The organism is Ruegeria sp. AM2, from assembly GCF_056540685.1.
Genome location: NZ_JBQFXE010000001.1, coordinates 767,794 through 783,207, shown reverse-complemented (window position 1 = coordinate 783,207; position 15,414 = coordinate 767,794). Strand labels below are relative to the sequence as shown.

15 protein-coding genes are annotated in these 15,414 nt (G+C 56.5%); 8 read left to right on the top strand and 7 right to left on the bottom strand.

Going from position 1 to position 15,414, the window contains the following annotated elements; genetic code table 11:
* Positions 1-52: 52 nt before the first annotated feature.
* The 3 genes from ACR0CR_RS03930 (at position 53) to ACR0CR_RS03920 (ending at position 1,684) form a co-directional block, all read left to right on the top strand.
* Complete coding sequence (locus ACR0CR_RS03930) at positions 53-586, top strand: extensin-like domain-containing protein (protein ID WP_480596934.1); 534 nt, start codon at positions 53-55, stop codon at positions 584-586.
* A 151-nt stretch (positions 587-737) separates the two neighbouring features.
* Complete coding sequence (locus tag ACR0CR_RS03925; RefSeq protein ID WP_480596931.1) at positions 738-1,196, top strand: hypothetical protein; 459 nt, start codon at positions 738-740, stop codon at positions 1,194-1,196.
* A 287-nt stretch (positions 1,197-1,483) separates the two neighbouring features.
* Entirely contained in the window at positions 1,484-1,684 is a 201-nt protein-coding gene (locus ACR0CR_RS03920) for a hypothetical protein (RefSeq protein ID WP_480596929.1), read from the top strand.
* Positions 1,685-1,804: 120 nt separating this feature from the next.
* Here the strand turns inward: ACR0CR_RS03920 and ACR0CR_RS03915 are convergent, their stop codons facing one another.
* Positions 1,805-2,605: a helix-turn-helix domain-containing protein gene (locus tag ACR0CR_RS03915; RefSeq protein WP_480596927.1), complete on the bottom strand. Its 801-nt coding sequence runs from the start codon at positions 2,603-2,605 to the stop codon at positions 1,805-1,807.
* A 113-nt stretch (positions 2,606-2,718) separates the two neighbouring features.
* Here ACR0CR_RS03915 and ACR0CR_RS03910 point away from each other — a divergent pair, with 113 nt between their 5' ends.
* Positions 2,719-3,609: an SRPBCC family protein gene (locus ACR0CR_RS03910; protein ID WP_480596925.1), complete on the top strand. Its 891-nt coding sequence runs from the start codon at positions 2,719-2,721 to the stop codon at positions 3,607-3,609.
* A 113-nt stretch (positions 3,610-3,722) separates the two neighbouring features.
* Here the strand turns inward: ACR0CR_RS03910 and ACR0CR_RS03905 are convergent, their stop codons facing one another.
* Positions 3,723-3,902 carry a hypothetical protein gene (locus ACR0CR_RS03905; RefSeq protein WP_480596923.1) on the bottom strand — a complete coding sequence of 60 codons (180 nt, stop codon included), beginning with the start codon at positions 3,900-3,902 and terminating at the stop codon, positions 3,723-3,725.
* A 41-nt stretch (positions 3,903-3,943) separates the two neighbouring features.
* On the opposite strand from ACR0CR_RS03905, the gene ACR0CR_RS03900 reads away from it, so the two are divergent.
* Positions 3,944-5,650, top strand: a complete 1,707-nt coding sequence (locus ACR0CR_RS03900) for an AAA family ATPase (RefSeq protein WP_480596921.1) — start codon at positions 3,944-3,946, stop codon at positions 5,648-5,650.
* Between the two features lie 28 nt (positions 5,651-5,678).
* Here ACR0CR_RS03900 and ACR0CR_RS03895 read toward each other — a convergent pair whose 3' ends face one another.
* Positions 5,679-6,734 (bottom strand): TAXI family TRAP transporter solute-binding subunit, encoded by a 1,056-nt coding sequence (locus ACR0CR_RS03895; protein WP_480596919.1) that lies wholly within the window; start codon positions 6,732-6,734, stop codon positions 5,679-5,681.
* 28 nt (positions 6,735-6,762) lie between these two features.
* A complete protein-coding gene (locus ACR0CR_RS03890) occupies positions 6,763-9,687 on the bottom strand; it encodes a coiled-coil domain-containing protein (protein WP_480596917.1) in 2,925 nt (974 codons plus the stop codon).
* 362 nt (positions 9,688-10,049) lie between these two features.
* Here ACR0CR_RS03890 and ACR0CR_RS03885 point away from each other — a divergent pair, with 362 nt between their 5' ends.
* Entirely contained in the window at positions 10,050-10,553 is a 504-nt protein-coding gene (locus tag ACR0CR_RS03885; protein WP_480596915.1) for an Lrp/AsnC family transcriptional regulator, read from the top strand.
* A 36-nt stretch (positions 10,554-10,589) separates the two neighbouring features.
* On the opposite strand, the gene arsJ is transcribed toward ACR0CR_RS03885, so the two are convergent.
* From arsJ to ACR0CR_RS03870, 3 genes are read right to left on the bottom strand one after another with little or no spacing between them, the layout of a single operon-like run.
* A complete protein-coding gene (gene arsJ, locus ACR0CR_RS03880; RefSeq protein WP_480596914.1) occupies positions 10,590-11,855 on the bottom strand; it encodes an organoarsenical effux MFS transporter ArsJ in 1,266 nt (421 codons plus the stop codon).
* A complete protein-coding gene (locus tag ACR0CR_RS03875; RefSeq protein ID WP_480596912.1) occupies positions 11,852-12,850 on the bottom strand; it encodes an ArsJ-associated glyceraldehyde-3-phosphate dehydrogenase in 999 nt (332 codons plus the stop codon). Before ACR0CR_RS03875 ends, arsJ begins: the two co-directional genes overlap by 4 nt.
* The gene (locus ACR0CR_RS03870) at positions 12,847-13,680 is read right to left on the bottom strand and encodes an arsenate reductase/protein-tyrosine-phosphatase family protein (protein ID WP_480596910.1); all 834 of its coding nucleotides are present in this window, start codon (positions 13,678-13,680) and stop codon (positions 12,847-12,849) included. Before ACR0CR_RS03870 ends, ACR0CR_RS03875 begins: the two co-directional genes overlap by 4 nt.
* Positions 13,681-13,964: 284 nt before the next feature.
* On the opposite strand from ACR0CR_RS03870, the gene ACR0CR_RS03865 reads away from it, so the two are divergent.
* Together ACR0CR_RS03865 and ACR0CR_RS03860 are read left to right on the top strand one after the other, a co-directional pair.
* Positions 13,965-14,522 carry a TetR/AcrR family transcriptional regulator gene (locus ACR0CR_RS03865; protein WP_480596908.1) on the top strand — a complete coding sequence of 186 codons (558 nt, stop codon included), beginning with the start codon at positions 13,965-13,967 and terminating at the stop codon, positions 14,520-14,522.
* Positions 14,480-15,355, top strand: coding sequence for a sterol desaturase family protein (locus ACR0CR_RS03860; RefSeq protein ID WP_480596906.1), 876 nt, complete (start codon positions 14,480-14,482; stop codon positions 15,353-15,355). The genes ACR0CR_RS03865 and ACR0CR_RS03860 overlap by 43 nt, the downstream gene beginning before the upstream one ends.
* The last annotated feature ends 59 nt before the right edge of the window (positions 15,356-15,414 follow it).

The following is a 15,414-nucleotide window of genomic DNA, read 5'->3' as shown; positions in this document are numbered from 1 at the left end:
ACCGGCTTTGCGGCCGTGCAAGTTTCAGAAAATCGCTCTCGGGCGGGCGCAGATGCAGCAGCGTGGCGCGGTGTGCGGCGATTGGATGATCCTTGGAGAGGTGCAAAGTTCATTCTCGGGCAAGTTCCAAGGGTGCGGTATCGTCGAACCCGTTCGCATTCATAAGGTTGCCGATGTCGCGCTTAGCCAGCTGGCGTTGATGGATTGCCAGACGGCGGTGACGCTTAAGACCTGGGTAGAATACGCCGCAATACCCGCGTTTGAAGGTTTTGGCGGAGGGCTGAAGGGCATGCGTCTGTCCGGGCATTATTCTTGCCGGACCAAAAACAACCAACGGCACACCAGCCTGTCCGAGCACGCCAGGGGCCGCGCAATCGACATTTCGGAATTTGTGCTGCACAATGGGACCCGCGTCAGCGTTCTGGAAGGGTGGAACACAGACGAAACCAGCGACATTCTGCGTCAATTGCACAGCGGGGCGTGCGGCATATTCGGCACTGTTCTGGGACCTGATTCTGATCGATTTCACAAGGATCATTTCCACTTTGACACGGCCCGTAGACAGTCCGGGGCTTACTGCAGATAGCGCGGCCCAGACGGTCAGGCCCTGCGCAGGCTCGGGCAATTTATGTATTGGCATCGCGACATGGCCCAATGTGCGGATGGCCGAATTCTTTCTACCATGGGGCATGGGCTATTCATGGTTTGCGATACGCGGGAAGCGTGTGGACGAGTTTATGGAATTTGGGAAGGCAACATCGTCGCCGCAGAAAGCACATGACCACGCGCCCACGCGTGATCCGGAATTCGAACCGGCCCCCTTTACTGCGATGACCAAATACGTCGATCTAATCGGTCTGTCAAAAGGGGACGTGCAAGCGGTGTTCGATACGGTCGCCGAAACGGCGGCGGATATTTGCGGTGCCGCCCATGGCCTTTTAATGCGGCGTGAGGGGGAAGCGCGAACAATTAACCCAGGCGCTGCGCAATACACCTCAGAGGCGAAAGGGCGGGGCATGACCGGGGACCTCATTGATCTTGACGTGTATCCCAAACCGAAATCCGAAGTCGGGGTCGAGTTCGCGGTCGGGCTTGTCACCACGATCCTGCAGGAACTGCCGGGATTGGTGTTGGATCCCAATGCGCGGCCGCAGCCCGCGCTGCAGATGGATGCCGCCACGCCGCGCATTCCATAAAGTCAAACGTAAGCGTTTTCGGGGCAAGGGCGCTGATCAATCTGTTGTGCGATGCATCGAATTAGGTGCCGAAGACTATTTGCCCAAGCCAGTCAACACAGCACTGCTGTGAGTTCGACTTTCATCGAGCCTTGAAAAGAAGCGCCTGCGCGACGGGCAAAGGCGACTACCGGAGGGATTTGCAACACTTGAAGTTCCGCGTGACTTGCAGAAATCGGGCCCTTCGATTGGTAGGCGCAGAATGTCGGCCTCGGTGCTGATCTGCGACATCCGGGGATTTTTCGGCCTTGTCCGAAGACCTGTCGCCCGAAGCAACCATCGAGTTGCTGGACGTCTACTACGCACTGATGTTCGAGGCCGTCACCAGTAACGGCGACATCGTAAGCTTGATGATCGGAGACGGGTTGATTGGTCTAATCGCCGCGCCGCAACCTTTCGAGAATTCGGCGCAAAGTGCCGCGACAGCCGCCAAGGAAATGTTCAATTAGGCCAACGCCCTGAGTGCCGAGCGAGCCGCAAATGGGGCCTTGGCAATCAAGCTGGGTGTCTGCATTTGGGCCGGGCGGTCGCAAGGGTATTGCAATTGCCGACGACGTTCCTCGGGCAGCCTAATGCGTGAAGTTCTCGTGAAACCAGGTTTGGGTTGCGGTGTCCGCTGGCAACAGGGTTTCAATGCGTAGGTCGTCCAGCGTTGCATCGGCGCTCATGCCGATTGTTGCGATCAAGGAGAACATGTTCAGTTCGACATCATCAACACGAAATCGGATCGACAAAACCGGAGCGGTCGAAGCGGTGCCTGAACGCATGTGCAGGTCCGCAACACCGTCCAAGGTTTTCAATTCGGACAAAAAGCCCTGTGCCTCATGGTCGTTAGGGCGCCGCGCGACCTCTAGCTCCAACAACCGAAGCAAGGCGCGGGCGGTGTCGTCCCAGTTCACAATACTGTCCCGAACCGGACCGGGAGACAGGATTTCCATCAAAAGATTGGGCTCTCCTCTGGCACCAAGCATGGCAAAGAACCGTTGCGCAGGCTGGTTGGCCTTGACCAGGGTCCAAATCCGGTCGATCGAAACCGCCGGAAAGGGCGCATGTCCGGTCAGGACATGGTCGATCGATGCATCAATGGCCCGCTGCCATTCCCCATCCCACCCGCGGCGCGACGACCGTGCTGCAAATCCGGCGGACAGCAGCATCGCGTCGACTTCTGCCGCCGGCATCTCTAACGCCTCGGCCAGTTGGGCAATGGCAAACCGGCTGGGGTTTGATCGCCCGGTTTCCAGAAAGCTGAGGTGCCGCTGGGACATTCCGGATTGCAGGGACAGTTCCAACTGACTCAGTCTGCGACGCTGCCGCCAGCTTTTCAGAAAGGCGGGAAATGCAGGCTCGGGTATGCTTGGATCATAGCTCATGGTCCAATCCTGCATGAAAAACTGCGGCTGGTCGATTACCCGCGACGTAATTGAGAAGGTCGCTTCAGACGTCAGTATCGGGGCAGCCGTTAACTGATCAGAAAGTCTGAGTCATGGAAAATTCAAAAACCTCTCGTGGATTCCTCGGGCTTAACGCCCTGTTTTCATTGGTGTTGGGTGTTTTTCTTTTGATGGGTACCAACGCCGTTGTCGGTCAATTGTTTGCTGAACCCGAGGGTTGGCAAACGCCAATTTTGCGAGTGTTGGCCGTTGGTCTGCTGATATTCGGGCTGGATTTGTGTCTGATGGCAACCAACCCGTTTATCACCAGGGCCCAGGTCATGTTGATCACCGCAATGGATGTGGGTTGGGTTTTGGGCAGTATCGCCTTGCTGATGTTCTACGGGCAAATATTTACTGGTATGGGCCGGGTCGCGATTGGTGTAGTAGCGGTCTTTGTGGCCGTGTTTGCACTTGGTCAATACCTGGGCGCGCGTGCGATTACGACGCGGCTCAGTCAAGCTTCGGTCTCATCCTCCAAGGGAAAACTGCTGGCAACGGTAAGCCGACCTGTCAACGCGCCCAGCGACGTGGTCTGGCGTGTCATGACCGATCATCCTGGCTATGCCGATGTCGCTGACAACATTGCCAAAGTTGAGGTAGTGGATGGCAAGGGGTTCGGGATGCAGCGACGGTGTTACGGCCTGAAAGGTGAGAATTGGCTGGAGACCTGCGATCTATTTGAGGAAGGGCGCGCGTTTGGGTTCCGTATACACACCGAAGCCGATGACTATCCGTACCCGATTTCCGATTTGCATGGAGAATGGAGCGTCGCCCCGAACGGTAGCGGATCCGTTTTTGCAATCAGAATCGAGGCTGAACCAAAGGGCAACGTTCTTGTCAAAACGCTGTTTACTGCCGCGGCAAAGCGACAATTCAGAACCGTGCTTGCCAATCTGGCCGACTCGTGGGCAGAGCGCATGGAACGAGAGGTCAGGGCCTGACCGGATTTCGGAAACAATATGGCAAATCCAGTAGCGTCGAACAGCGTCGGCGCTACTGGAATTCGGCGCCGCACAACCCAACCATGAATCTGCGCGATTTGGAGGGGGAGATCTCAGTAATTTCTGGATTTTTTTCTTGTTTTCCGGCACAATAACTGGCGCTGCTGCCCCGGCGGGCAAAGAACCGGGATCGAAAAAATCTGGGGAAATGCGTCACGTTCTTTGGCCGTGAACGGGTCGTTTTTCTCAATCCGGTCAAGCTTTTCCAAGCCGCCGTCGGGCTTGTAGCGCATTGTTTGTTTTTTTGGATTTTGGCGCGAAATTTTGGGGGCACATGAAAGGTATTAAAGCGCAACAGGCGTCCTCGGTGGGCGCGCTTTCCGGGCAAGCGCAGCACGGTCCAATGTACTGGAGTCAGGTGCACAAGTTGGCATTTGAACGATTGCGGTTTGCTGTCACAAGCCGTGCGCCTTTGACAGTTTTTATTGGCCAGTTCGGGACAGGTCGAACAAGATTGTTACATGAACTGGCCGCACAGGGTTTTGCCGATATTACGATGCGTGTCGTTTACCGCATCAACGAATTGTCGGGCGAGGTCATGTCCGATGTTCTGTCTGCTTTCGACCCGGACCGCTGCCACCCCGGCGATACCGACCAAAACCAGATCGAGCTTTCCAAGCTTTTGCACGAATTACACTCTGCCTGCCGCTATCCGGTGTTGGTCATCGACGATGCCGACCAGATGTCCAGCATCTACCTTAGAAAGATCTGCGCGCTTTGCGATCAGAACATCGGATCCCGCCCCATGCTCAAGCTGGTTTTCGTCGGTCGTCCAGGATTGACGGACGTGCTATCGAGCGAACGACCTGACCTTACCGGCCCCGCTTTCGTGCTGAACGGAATGAGCGAGGATGATGCGGCAGAGTTCATGAAAACAAGCCTGCCAACAGTAGACCCGCAGGCTGCCAAGTTCTCGGAAGGTGCCATTTCCGAGGTGTTCGTACAGACAGAAGGAGTTCCGGCGAGGGTCATCGGGCTTTGCAGCCGTGTTCTTAAATTTGCAGCCCGGCAAGGGATAGACGAAATTTATCCAGAACATGTCAGCAGGTTCGAGGACCCAAACCGGCCTGCCGACCTGGATTCTGCGGCTGAACCGAAGCCGGATACGTCAAGCATTGCCGCAGAGGCCGAGGCCTCGGCGACCGATTCACAGCCCGTCTTGATCCACGAAACCCGGCGCGCCAGGGGTCGAAAGATCGGTCGCCCAGGTCGCAAGGCCGCCATGGGGGTCGGGGCTGCGCTTTTGTGCGGGGCGGTCTCGTTGCTTTACATGAACGGACCCGACCGTTTTCTGGCGCTGAAAGACAACATCAAAGCGGCATCGTCCGGGATTTTCGAGAATTTGGCAGGGGGGTCAGACACCCGCCCGGTCCCGGCCACAATCGATCCACAATTGGTGGCCGCTGCACAGGCGCGAGTTGCGCGGATTGCAGACGCCTTGGCTGACGCCGATGCGTCTGCGGACAGTCAATATCTGGCCGCACTGGATTTGGCTGAAACTTCGGCTGACGCGGCGGTTGCTGGCTATGCCCGCGCAGCGCTTTCGGGGCACGCACGGTCGGCCTATTATCTGGGTCAGATTTACGAGACCGGCGAAGGTGTTCCGGTTGACCTTGTGCTGGCGAAAGAGTGGTACAAAATGGCCGGGTCCGATATTCGCGGCGCGGTCAACAGGCTTATGGATCTGAACGTGGCATCCGAAAGCGGCGCGTTGTCCGAACCGACGCAATTGTTCTCGGGGAAATTGCCGGGCGGGGCGGTCGAGCTTGTCTGGACCAGCACGCATGGGCCGGACCCATCCTACTACCGTGTCGAGCTTTCAAGCGATGGCGGCGACATCGCCTTGGGCGTTCAGCCGGTGACGATCTCGGCCATTCGGCTGACGGCACCCGATGATGCACTTCAATGGCGTGTCATCGCCTTCAATGAAGCCAGCGGAGAAAAGGCGGCCTCGCCCTGGATCGCAATACGCCCCAACTAGGCCACCTTTAGCGGTTTGTCTGCAATTGTCAGCAGCCGATCACAGCGCAAATTCTGTTACGGTAGGCCGCGTTGGCTTCGCTTTCGATGCTGGAATGCGCAGGCGCGGAAGATGGTCCGCAGGTCAGTTGATAGTCTTCTCTCAACCCCAGATTCACACATTCCGAGATGTTCCAGCCCGGTGGAATATCGTTCAGATCAACGTCGTTCCATTTGGGGTGGCCAGATTGTTTGAGGGCTTGAAATTCCTTTGCAATCAGGTGCGCGGCGTCAGACACCGCCTTGCAGCTCTCGCGATGATACGCGTTGCGACCGGGATTGTATTCATACGTCATGAGCACCGCCTTGACCGCCACAACATCGATCGTCTGTTGCTGAAACGGATACGTGCCCGCTTGGATCCGAGAGGGGGTGTAAACCGCTGACAAGGTCGGATCCGTGATGGACAACAGGTGCAGCTTCGCGGGATCAATCTGGTCGGTCTGAAAGATCTTTGTGGGCGCGCCCGCAACGTAGAAAAACGCATCAATGCTGCCATCAAGCAGCATCTGCAGCGACGTATCAGCATTGATTGTCAGCCGTTCCGCCGGGACCACCCCGGCCAGATCAAGAACCAGCGATGCGGTTAGAAATGTGCCGCTGTCTTCGACACCAACGGCGACGCGGCGACCGGTCAGATCGGCCAGAGAATTAACGTCGCGCTTTGCCAGAATATGCACCTCTTCGTTGTAAAGCGGGAAGGCGATGCGGACGCCAAAGATGGCCCGCGCAATCTCGGGGTCTTCGCTGGAGTAAGTTTTGAGGTATTCCAATACATCGCTTTGCACGATGCCCAACTGTGTGTGCCGGCGTTTGCGGACGCCCAGAAAATTCTCCAACGAACCGGCGCTCTCGCGCACCTTCAAGTCAATGCCGCAGGCCGAAGCAAGGTCGCTCATATCGCGGCCGATCTGAATGTAGGTGCCCGTCGGCCCACCTGTCAGAATGTTGCGCTCAAAGGCTGAGGCTGCCGCTGGCACCGACAAGCTCAGCGTAAATAGCAGCGCGACGCCTCTCAGAAATTTCCCAATTTCAATCAATGTCATTTTACCCTCCCAAAAATAGCTAAAAAAACTAACAGATGTCTCCCGATCTAACCAAATGCCGCAGGGTTTGGCGGTTAATCTCGCCGGTTGCGGATTTCAAAGCATCAACGGCGCATGCGCCACTTGCCAATTCGGCAATCAAATCTTCGATAATGTCGTCTGACAAATCGGTCAGACCTGGGGCGTCGATCAACAGCGCGCGCATATCTTCAATGGGTCTGGCCGCAACCGAAAGGTCTCTGGACGCAGCCGACGTCTGCGTGTCGCTTGTCGCCGACGCGTCGCCCTGGTTGGTTTCCAACTGGTTGCTCAGCGATGAGAAACGCGTGTCCGCATCGATGGCACGGCGTTCCAGTTCCTCTAGGCTGGCCGTCAGCCTTGTCAGTTCGTCCTGGTAGGCTGCGGCTTGTGATCGCAACGATTCCAGTTCTACCCTGGCAGTGCCCGCGTTGTCCTCGGTCTCGGATCGGTCCGCTGTCGCATTGGTCTGCCCAGACGAAAGGGCCTCAACGTCCTGTCGGGCTTTGGCTTTGGCGGCTTCCAGTTCCGCCAATTGGGCCGCCGCTGCATCACGTCGCGTTTCCGCATCCGACGCTTGTGTTTTCAGCCGGTTCAGATCGTCCCGGGCTGCTGCGATTTCGCTTTGCAGGTCGCGCAGCTCGGCGCTTGCGGTGTCAATCTGGGCCTTCATCTCGGATAACAACGACGACATGCTTTCCTGGTCCGAGGCATGCTCACTTGCCAATTCAACTTCAGTTGTCAATTGGACCAACTGGGCGCGCTTTGTTTCTACATCGCGCACCAGTGCCCTCAGTTCGTTTTCTGCCGCAACGGTTTCATCCGAAGTTTGCATCAAAAGCGCGACCATTCTTTCACGCTCTTCGCGTGCGGCGGCTGTTGTGGCTGTAAGGTCCACGCGCCGCTCTTGAAGTTCGGAAAGCTCTGACTGCGCGGTGTCTCGTTCCTGAATGACCAGAGACACACTGGCGACGGCATCGTCATGTTCCTTACGGATCTGCGACAGCGCGTCTGCCAGCTCGGATTGGGCGACCGAGCCTTCGTCGACCTGGGCCTGAATCTGGGAGAGCCGGTTCAACAGATCTTGCTGCGTGGCGGTCAGCTCTTGGACAACACCTTCGGCCTCGGTGATTGCAAGCTGTGATTGTGCTAACGTGTCTTTCGACACCGCGACATCGGCTGCCAATTGCTCGTGTTCTAGGCGCAAGGTCTCGATGGTCCGCGCCGTCTCAGCGCGCTTGGCCGAACCGGTGGCAATGTCCGCCTGCAACCCTTCAAGCGTTTCGCGCGCGCTGGCGATCTCGTCTTCCAGGATGGAGCGCTCAGCGTTCAGACGCGCCGGATCGTTCGCTTCTTGCAAAGACAATAGCTTCTGCTGAAGGTCTGAGAGGGCAGTCTGCGCTGCCGCTCTTTCACCTTCCGCCGCCTGGGCCGCATCCCTCAGGCGGGCGCTTTCGTCGGACAAGCGGGCAAGCTCAGCCTCGGCGGCCTCGCGGCGGATTGTTAGGTTGGTAATCGTGGTGTCGATTTCCTTTCGCTCGGCCCGGCTTGACGCCAGTTGCTTTTGAACATTTGCCAGCGCGTCCTCGGCGGATTGATGATCCTGCAACAACCGGGCGAGATCTTGCGAAATGGTCCGGGACGCAGCGCTGTCCGTGCGCGCGCGTTTTACATCATCTGCAAGGGTTGCGAGTTCGGTCTTGTGTTCAGCGATTGCGCCTTCCAGCGCCGCCTTTTCCGCCTGCGATTCCGAAAGCGCTTGTGCTGCCTGTTCAAGTTCACTCTCGGCGCGTGTTGCTTGTTCCACTGTTGTGCGCAGTGTCTGATCCGCCGCGTTGATCCGGGCCTGCAAGTCGGACAATCTTTCAGTCCCCAACGCAAGTTCACTTTCGGCAGTTTGTCTTTCGACGCTCAGCGCGTCCAAGGCCTTTTCGGTTTCATCGATGTTCGCCTTCAGCGCTGCATGTGCCTCGGCTGTTCGCATCAACTCGGCTCCGGCCGACCCTTTTTGAACCTGCAGCATCTGGTAAGACTGATCAGCCAAATCGCGTTTTGCCACGGATGCATCGGCCGCATCAGACAGCGCGCTTTGGTTGGCAGCTAAGGTCTTAACATTTTGACGTAAACGCGCCTCTTCCTGCTGCAACGGGTCCAGCGCTGCGGCGACTTGCTGTTGCCGTTCAGTTGCCGCTTTGATTGCGGCTTCCAGGGCCTCTTTTTCTTGGCGCCGCTTTTGAACTGCACCATGCAGGCGTTTCAATTCGGACGTCACGCCCGTCATTTCTTGCTGAAGGTGCGACAATTCTGACCGGGTGGTTTCCAGCTTAACCTGACTGCCGCCAAGTTTGGACGTCACCGATTCAAGTTCGTTGTGCTTTCTGGACAATTCCGACGTTGCCGAGCTCAGGTTGGCCCGAGCCATCGCCAGCGACTGGTCGACACGTTCCACCTCGGCGTATTTGCCCTGCAAGTCGGCAACTTCGGACTTCAGGTTTTCGGAAATTTCACGGTCAGAATCTATCCTTGCCTTAAGATCAAGAACCTCAAGTTTCAGTTGATCCAGAACACCGACTTCCGTTCGCGCGGCCTCGATTTCGAGGTTGAGATCAGCCAGCAAGGTTTCGCCAGAGTTGGCCTGTGCCTCAAGTTCGGCCAGTTCGGAACGGCGCGCGTCCAGGGCGGTTCGCGTGCTATCAACCTCGGAGGCGAGCTGATTTCTGGCCTCTTCAAGTTCGGCAATTCGGGACGCGTGTTCCAGCCTTTGTGCATCCGCATCCGAAATCTGAATCCGCAGGGCAACCAGGTCGTCGCTGGCAATTTCGATGTCATCAAGCAGGCTGTCTCGGGTGGATTGCGCGCGCGCGATTTCTTCTTCCAACAGCGCAAAAATTTTCCGCAACGAAGCCGCCGTCTGGTCCGAACCCTCAGCAATCATTGAAGACTCATCGGTGTTCTGTGCCGTTGCGTCAGGCGCCCAGATGCCAAAATTGAATATCAAAAACGTCAAACAAAAAAGAGGTAGCCGAACCATCCCCCAAAACTCCAAACAAAATAAACGGCTGACTAATTGTTTCACAAAATGGCAAAAAAGTCGAATCACGCGGGGTGTCACACGCTTGGATATTCTTGCGTCAAACGGGCAGACGCCTTGTGGTTGTGGTGCCGCAAACGGCTGTCCGAGGCCTATGCTTTGGCTCGCCAGCATCCGTCTTGGGGTGGAATGCGGCGTGAGGCATAGTTCACAAGCTTTGAGTTTGCGATATAAGGTAAATGGAAGAAAGTATGAGAGGAAGTTGCGTGAATACTGCAAGCTTGACGCGCGAACAGAGGGGAAACCGGCAAAATAGCCGTCGATTCGAAGGATCGAGCTTGGACAGGATTGATGCCATGATTGTAAAAGAACTGTCGGCGGATGCTCGTATTCCTCGTGCCGAATTGTCCCGCCGTGTCGGCCTTTCAGCGCCCAGTGTCGCGGACCGCGTGCGACGTCTTGAGGATTTAGGCGTAATCACCGGCTATGGGGCGCGGATCGACCCTGCGAAACTTGGGTATGGATTGACTGTTCTCATACGTGCCCGTCCGCTTCCCGGCGAGATGAACAAAATGATCGATGCGATACGCGAGACCCCTCAGATCGTCGCGTGTGATCGTGTCTCCGGCGAGGATTGTTTTGTCGCGCGTGCCCATGTGCGTGATGTCGCGGAGATGGAGGCCGTCATTGACCGGATCGTGCCTTTCGGCGCGACGAACACCTCGATCGTACAGTCGTCACCTGTAGAAGAACGCTTGGTTCGTCTCTAGACAGCCATTTCGCTATCAAACTTGGGCAAATGGTAGCTACGGATACGCTTCGTTGCCCTCATCCGACAGTTTTCCGGACGTCAACGCTGCCAGCGCAACCATTGCCGCCGCTGTTCCCAGAACAAGGGGCAGTCCTCCGATCTGATAGGTCAGGCCGGACAAGACTGTGCCCAGCAGGCGGCCCGTTGCATTGGCCATGTAGTAGAACCCAACGTCCATCGTGACACGTTCCGATTTGGTAAATGCCAGTATCAGGTAGGAATGCAGCGATGAGTTGACAGCGAAGATCGCCCCAAAGGCCAACAGGCCCAGGACAAGTGTGATGGTCAGCCATGTCTGCGGGCCATCGGCCATCACAACTGCGACAGTCAAAAGGGCCGGGACGCAGAAAAGAGCAGCGGCCCAGCTGCGCGCGGCGCGGATCAAGTCGCCCTCGGACCGTTCAGTCGCGCGCAGGATCTTGGGGGCGCTGGCCTGTACGCCTCCGTAAAGGATGATCCACAAAGCCATGAAGGTCCCGATCATGAAGAACGCGGCCCGGTTGCCTTCTTCGGTTCCATCAGACAGGACCGCATAGAAATAAATTGGGATACCGACCACGAACCACACGTCGCGCGCGCCGAACAGGAAGACGCGAGCGGCCGACAGCCAGTTCACGTTTGCGGATTTCGAAAATACCTCGGAAAACTTGGCGCCTTTGCGCCCTTTTGGCAGCCCAGGCGGCATCAGCAAGACAACGGCCACCTGAATGGCGGCCAACACTACTGCCATCGCTAGAGCGGCCCAGGTAAAGCCCAACGTTGCCAGCAGAGCGGCACCCAGTAGGAAACCCAGCCCCTTCACCGCGTTCTTGGATCCTGTCAGTACAGCGACCCAACGGAAGAGGCCCCCGCCCTCGGTGGGTGCCAGCAGTTTTACAGCCGACTTGGACGACATCTTGGCCAGATCCTTGGCCACACCGCTTGCCCCCTGAACGATCATGACGAACGCCACGGAAACGGCAAATGTCCAGTTCGGATCAAGCTGAGTCAGCGCCAGCAGCGCAACGACTTGCAGCCCAAGCCCTGCGTAGAGCGTTGAGGTCAATCCGAACCGTGCCGCTATCCAGCCAGCGGCCAAATTGGTTACCATCCCCGCGATCTCGTACAGAACAAACAGATATGCCAACTGGACCGGCGAGAACCCCATCGTATGAAAATGCAACAGCACCAGCATCCGCAGGGCCCCGTCGGTCAGCATAAAGGCCCAATAGGCCGCCGTGACCGCGATATAGGCCGACAGTCCTTCGGGCCGTTGAGTCACAGCGAGGCCCCGACCATCAGTGCGACGTCAACAAGGCGGTGGGCATAACCCATCTCGTTGTCATACCACGCATAGACCTTTACCTGCGTCCCGTTCACCACCATGGTCGAAGGGGCATCGACGATCGAGGACCGTTCGTCATTGGTGTAGTCGGTTGAGACCAAGGGGCGCGTCTCATAGCCCAGAATGCCTTGCAGGTCGCCTTCAGCGGCCGATTTGAAGAACGCGTTAACTTCTTCGGCGGTGGTTGCCCGCTCAACCTCGAAGACGCAATCAGTCAACGAGGCGTTCAGCAATGGGACCCGAACTGCGTGGCCGTTTAATCGGCCTTTGAGTTCAGGATAAATCAGCGTAATAGCCGTGGCCGAACCGGTGGTGGTCGGGATCAGCGAATTCAGGGCCGAGCGCGCTCGTCGCAAGTCCTTGGCCGGGCGGTCAACGATGGTTTGCGTGTTTGTCACATCGTGGATCGTGGTCATCGAGCCATGGCGGATGCCCAGGTTCTCGTGGATGACCTTCACAACTGGCGCAAGGCAGTTGGTGGTGCAAGAGGCTGCGGTGACGATGTGATGCTCAGAGGGGTCATAGGTGCCCTCGTTCACGCCCATCACGATGTTCGCGGTCGGGCCGTCCTTGACAGGGGCCGAGACGACGACTTTCTTCACACCTGCCTCAAAATATGGGGCCAACTGGGCCTCGGTTTTGAAGACGCCGGTGCAGTCGATCACGACATCGACGCCGTCCAATGGCAGATCAGAGAGGTTTTTGGTGCCGATAAACGGCAGCCGGGTGCCATTGATGGTCACGCTTTCAGCGTCATGAGAAAACGCGGCATCCCAACGACCATGAACGGTGTCGAACTCCAGCAGATGCGCATGCATTTCAGGGTCGCCAACGCCGTCATTGATCCAGGCGATTTCAGCGCCTTTTTCAAGCAAGGGCTTCAGCGCCAACTTTCCCATTCGGCCAAGGCCGTTTACCGCATAAGTCGTCATTTTGTGTCCTCAAGAGGTGTTCTGCCGATTTCATCGACGGCATTTTGCAACGCGATCCTATCCAGACTTTCGAACGGCAGGGATGAAAACGCTTCGATCCGCCGCTTTAGGGCTCCGTATGCGTTCTGAAAGGCCAGGCTCTTCTCGGCATCCGTTCCGGTTGCCTTGACCGGATCCACCATTCCCCAGTGGCCGCTAATGGGCTGACCTTCCCATGCGGGGCAGTCTTCGTTTGCGGCCTGGTTGCAGACGGTGAAAACGAAATCCAGATCCGGCCCGCTATCTGAGGAAAACTCGGATACGTTCTTGGCCCGAAGATGGGATGTATCGTGCCCTTTGTCCTTCAGAACCTGCACCGCGAATGGGTTCAGTTCCGAATTGGGGCGGGTGCCAGCCGAAAATACGTTGAAACGATCACCGGCTGTTTCTCGAAGTATCGTTTCTGCAAAGATCGAACGCGCGGAATTGCCCACGCAGATGAACAAAACATTGAATTTCCGATCCGTCATTGTGCTCTTTCCTTGTGCAAAGGGGGTACAGAGATCAGGGCGGCCACGGCAGCAATCGTTGAGCAGAAAATCGAACATGTGTCGTACAACGTTCATATCGATCGAATAAAGCAGGGAGGTGCCGGATCGCTTTTGCGACACCAGTCCCGACCGATGCAGCGCATTGAGATAACTTGAGAGCGTGCTGGGTTTGATCCCCAGTTCCGATCCCAGTTCTCCGGCGGGAACGGCGTCGGGATAACGTCGCATCAGCAAGCGAAACACCGATATTCGCTGCGGGTGGCCTAGAATGGACAGTTGTTCTGCGATTTCTTTTTCCATATTTCGTGAAATAACGAAATAAAAATCTTGCCGCAAGTTCTTTTTCGATCCGTCGAACTGGTTTTGTGAAAAGACGGCACGCTGATTCAGGCGAGAACGCTAGACATACTCTCTTGTTTATCGGTTCCAAGAACTTTGATCAGTCGTGAAGCCTGTGTTTTTTGATGGCCGATGGGCTGGCGGGGTCTAAAATTCATAAATAAATACAGTGCTATAGATCTGCGTTGCAAAAAAGAGTTGCGGCGAATATTGAAATGATGTCCCAAATGGGACATCTATGTCTCATGACTAAATTCCGCCTGAATACACGTGACGCAATTATCGAAGCCGCGTTCGAGTTGTTTAACGAAAACCCAACTGCATCGCTTGGCGAGATCGCTGAACGCGCCGGTGTCGGACGGGCGACGCTCCATCGGCACTTTGCCGGGCGCTCAGAGTTGATGCAGGCCCTCGCGCGGGTCGCATTAACCGAACTTGAGGCGACGGTGTCAGACGCGACCGACAACGCGGACAGCTATGCTGAGGGGTTTCGCCTGTCTCTGTTTGCAATTGTACCGCTGGCAAGCCGCCAGTGGTTCCTCGCCAATGAGGTCAACGATGCCGACCCCGAAACCGCCGCAGCCTACGCCGCCAGCAGGAAAGAGCTTTGTGAGGACGTTGAGCACGCAAAAGCCGAAGGGCTGTTTGATGCGCATCTGCCAAATGCTTGGATTGTCGAGGTTTACGAGAACCTGATCTACGCAGCCTGGACATTGGTGCAATCGGGCGAAGCCACGCCGAAACAGGCCGCGGAATTGGCGTGGCGGACGTTTTCGACCGGATTGAGAAAGGGAACCCAGTGAATCCTGAAATTCTGACAACTCAGATTGATGAGGCGTTTTTCCTCATCGGTGCAGCCATCTTGCTGATCGAGATCGCCGAAATGGTGTTCAAGCGCGAGTTCAAGGCAAAGACCTTTGGCGAGATGTTGGTGAGTGCGTCGACGCAAATCCCTTACATACTGGTCGAAACGTTCATTCTAACCGGCGCTTACGGGTTGTATTGGATCATCGCCCAAGCAATGCCGTGGTCAATTCCGGTGACATGGTGGAGCCTGGCACTGGTCGTGCTATTGGCCGATATAACGTATTATTGGGAGCATCGGATCGCGCATGAGGTCCGGATTCTATGGACCCAGCACGCCGTCCACCATTCTTCTCAGGACATGAACATCGTGACGGGCGTCAGGTTCGGACCTCTGGAAGGTGTCTGGTCGCTGGTCGCACATCTGCCGCTGGCGTTTGCCGGGTTTGCACCCGAGGCGATCATCTTTGGCGTGGTCACCGTGTTGGCCTATCAAACATGGCTGCATACCGAGTTGATAGGAAAGCTGGGCGTGTTGGAATGGGTGCTGAACACCCCGTCGCATCACCGGGTCCATCATGGAAGTGACGACAAATACCTGGACAAAAACTATGGAGGCATCCTGATCATTTGGGATCGTATCTGGAACACATTCCAGGCTGAGGAAGAAACGCCACGCTACGGTTTGACCCGCGATTTTGACAGTCGAAATCCAATAGCTGTTTGGTTCTCGGAATGGCCGCAATTGTTCCGAGATATCAGAGGCGCAAGGACCTTTGGTGAAGCCATTGGCTACGTGTTCCGGCGTCCCGGGTGGGTTCCCAGAAAGTGATCTTCCCGATCTGAAGCCGTGCAAAAAGGCCCGGATGCGCATTGATTGGTGAATTCACC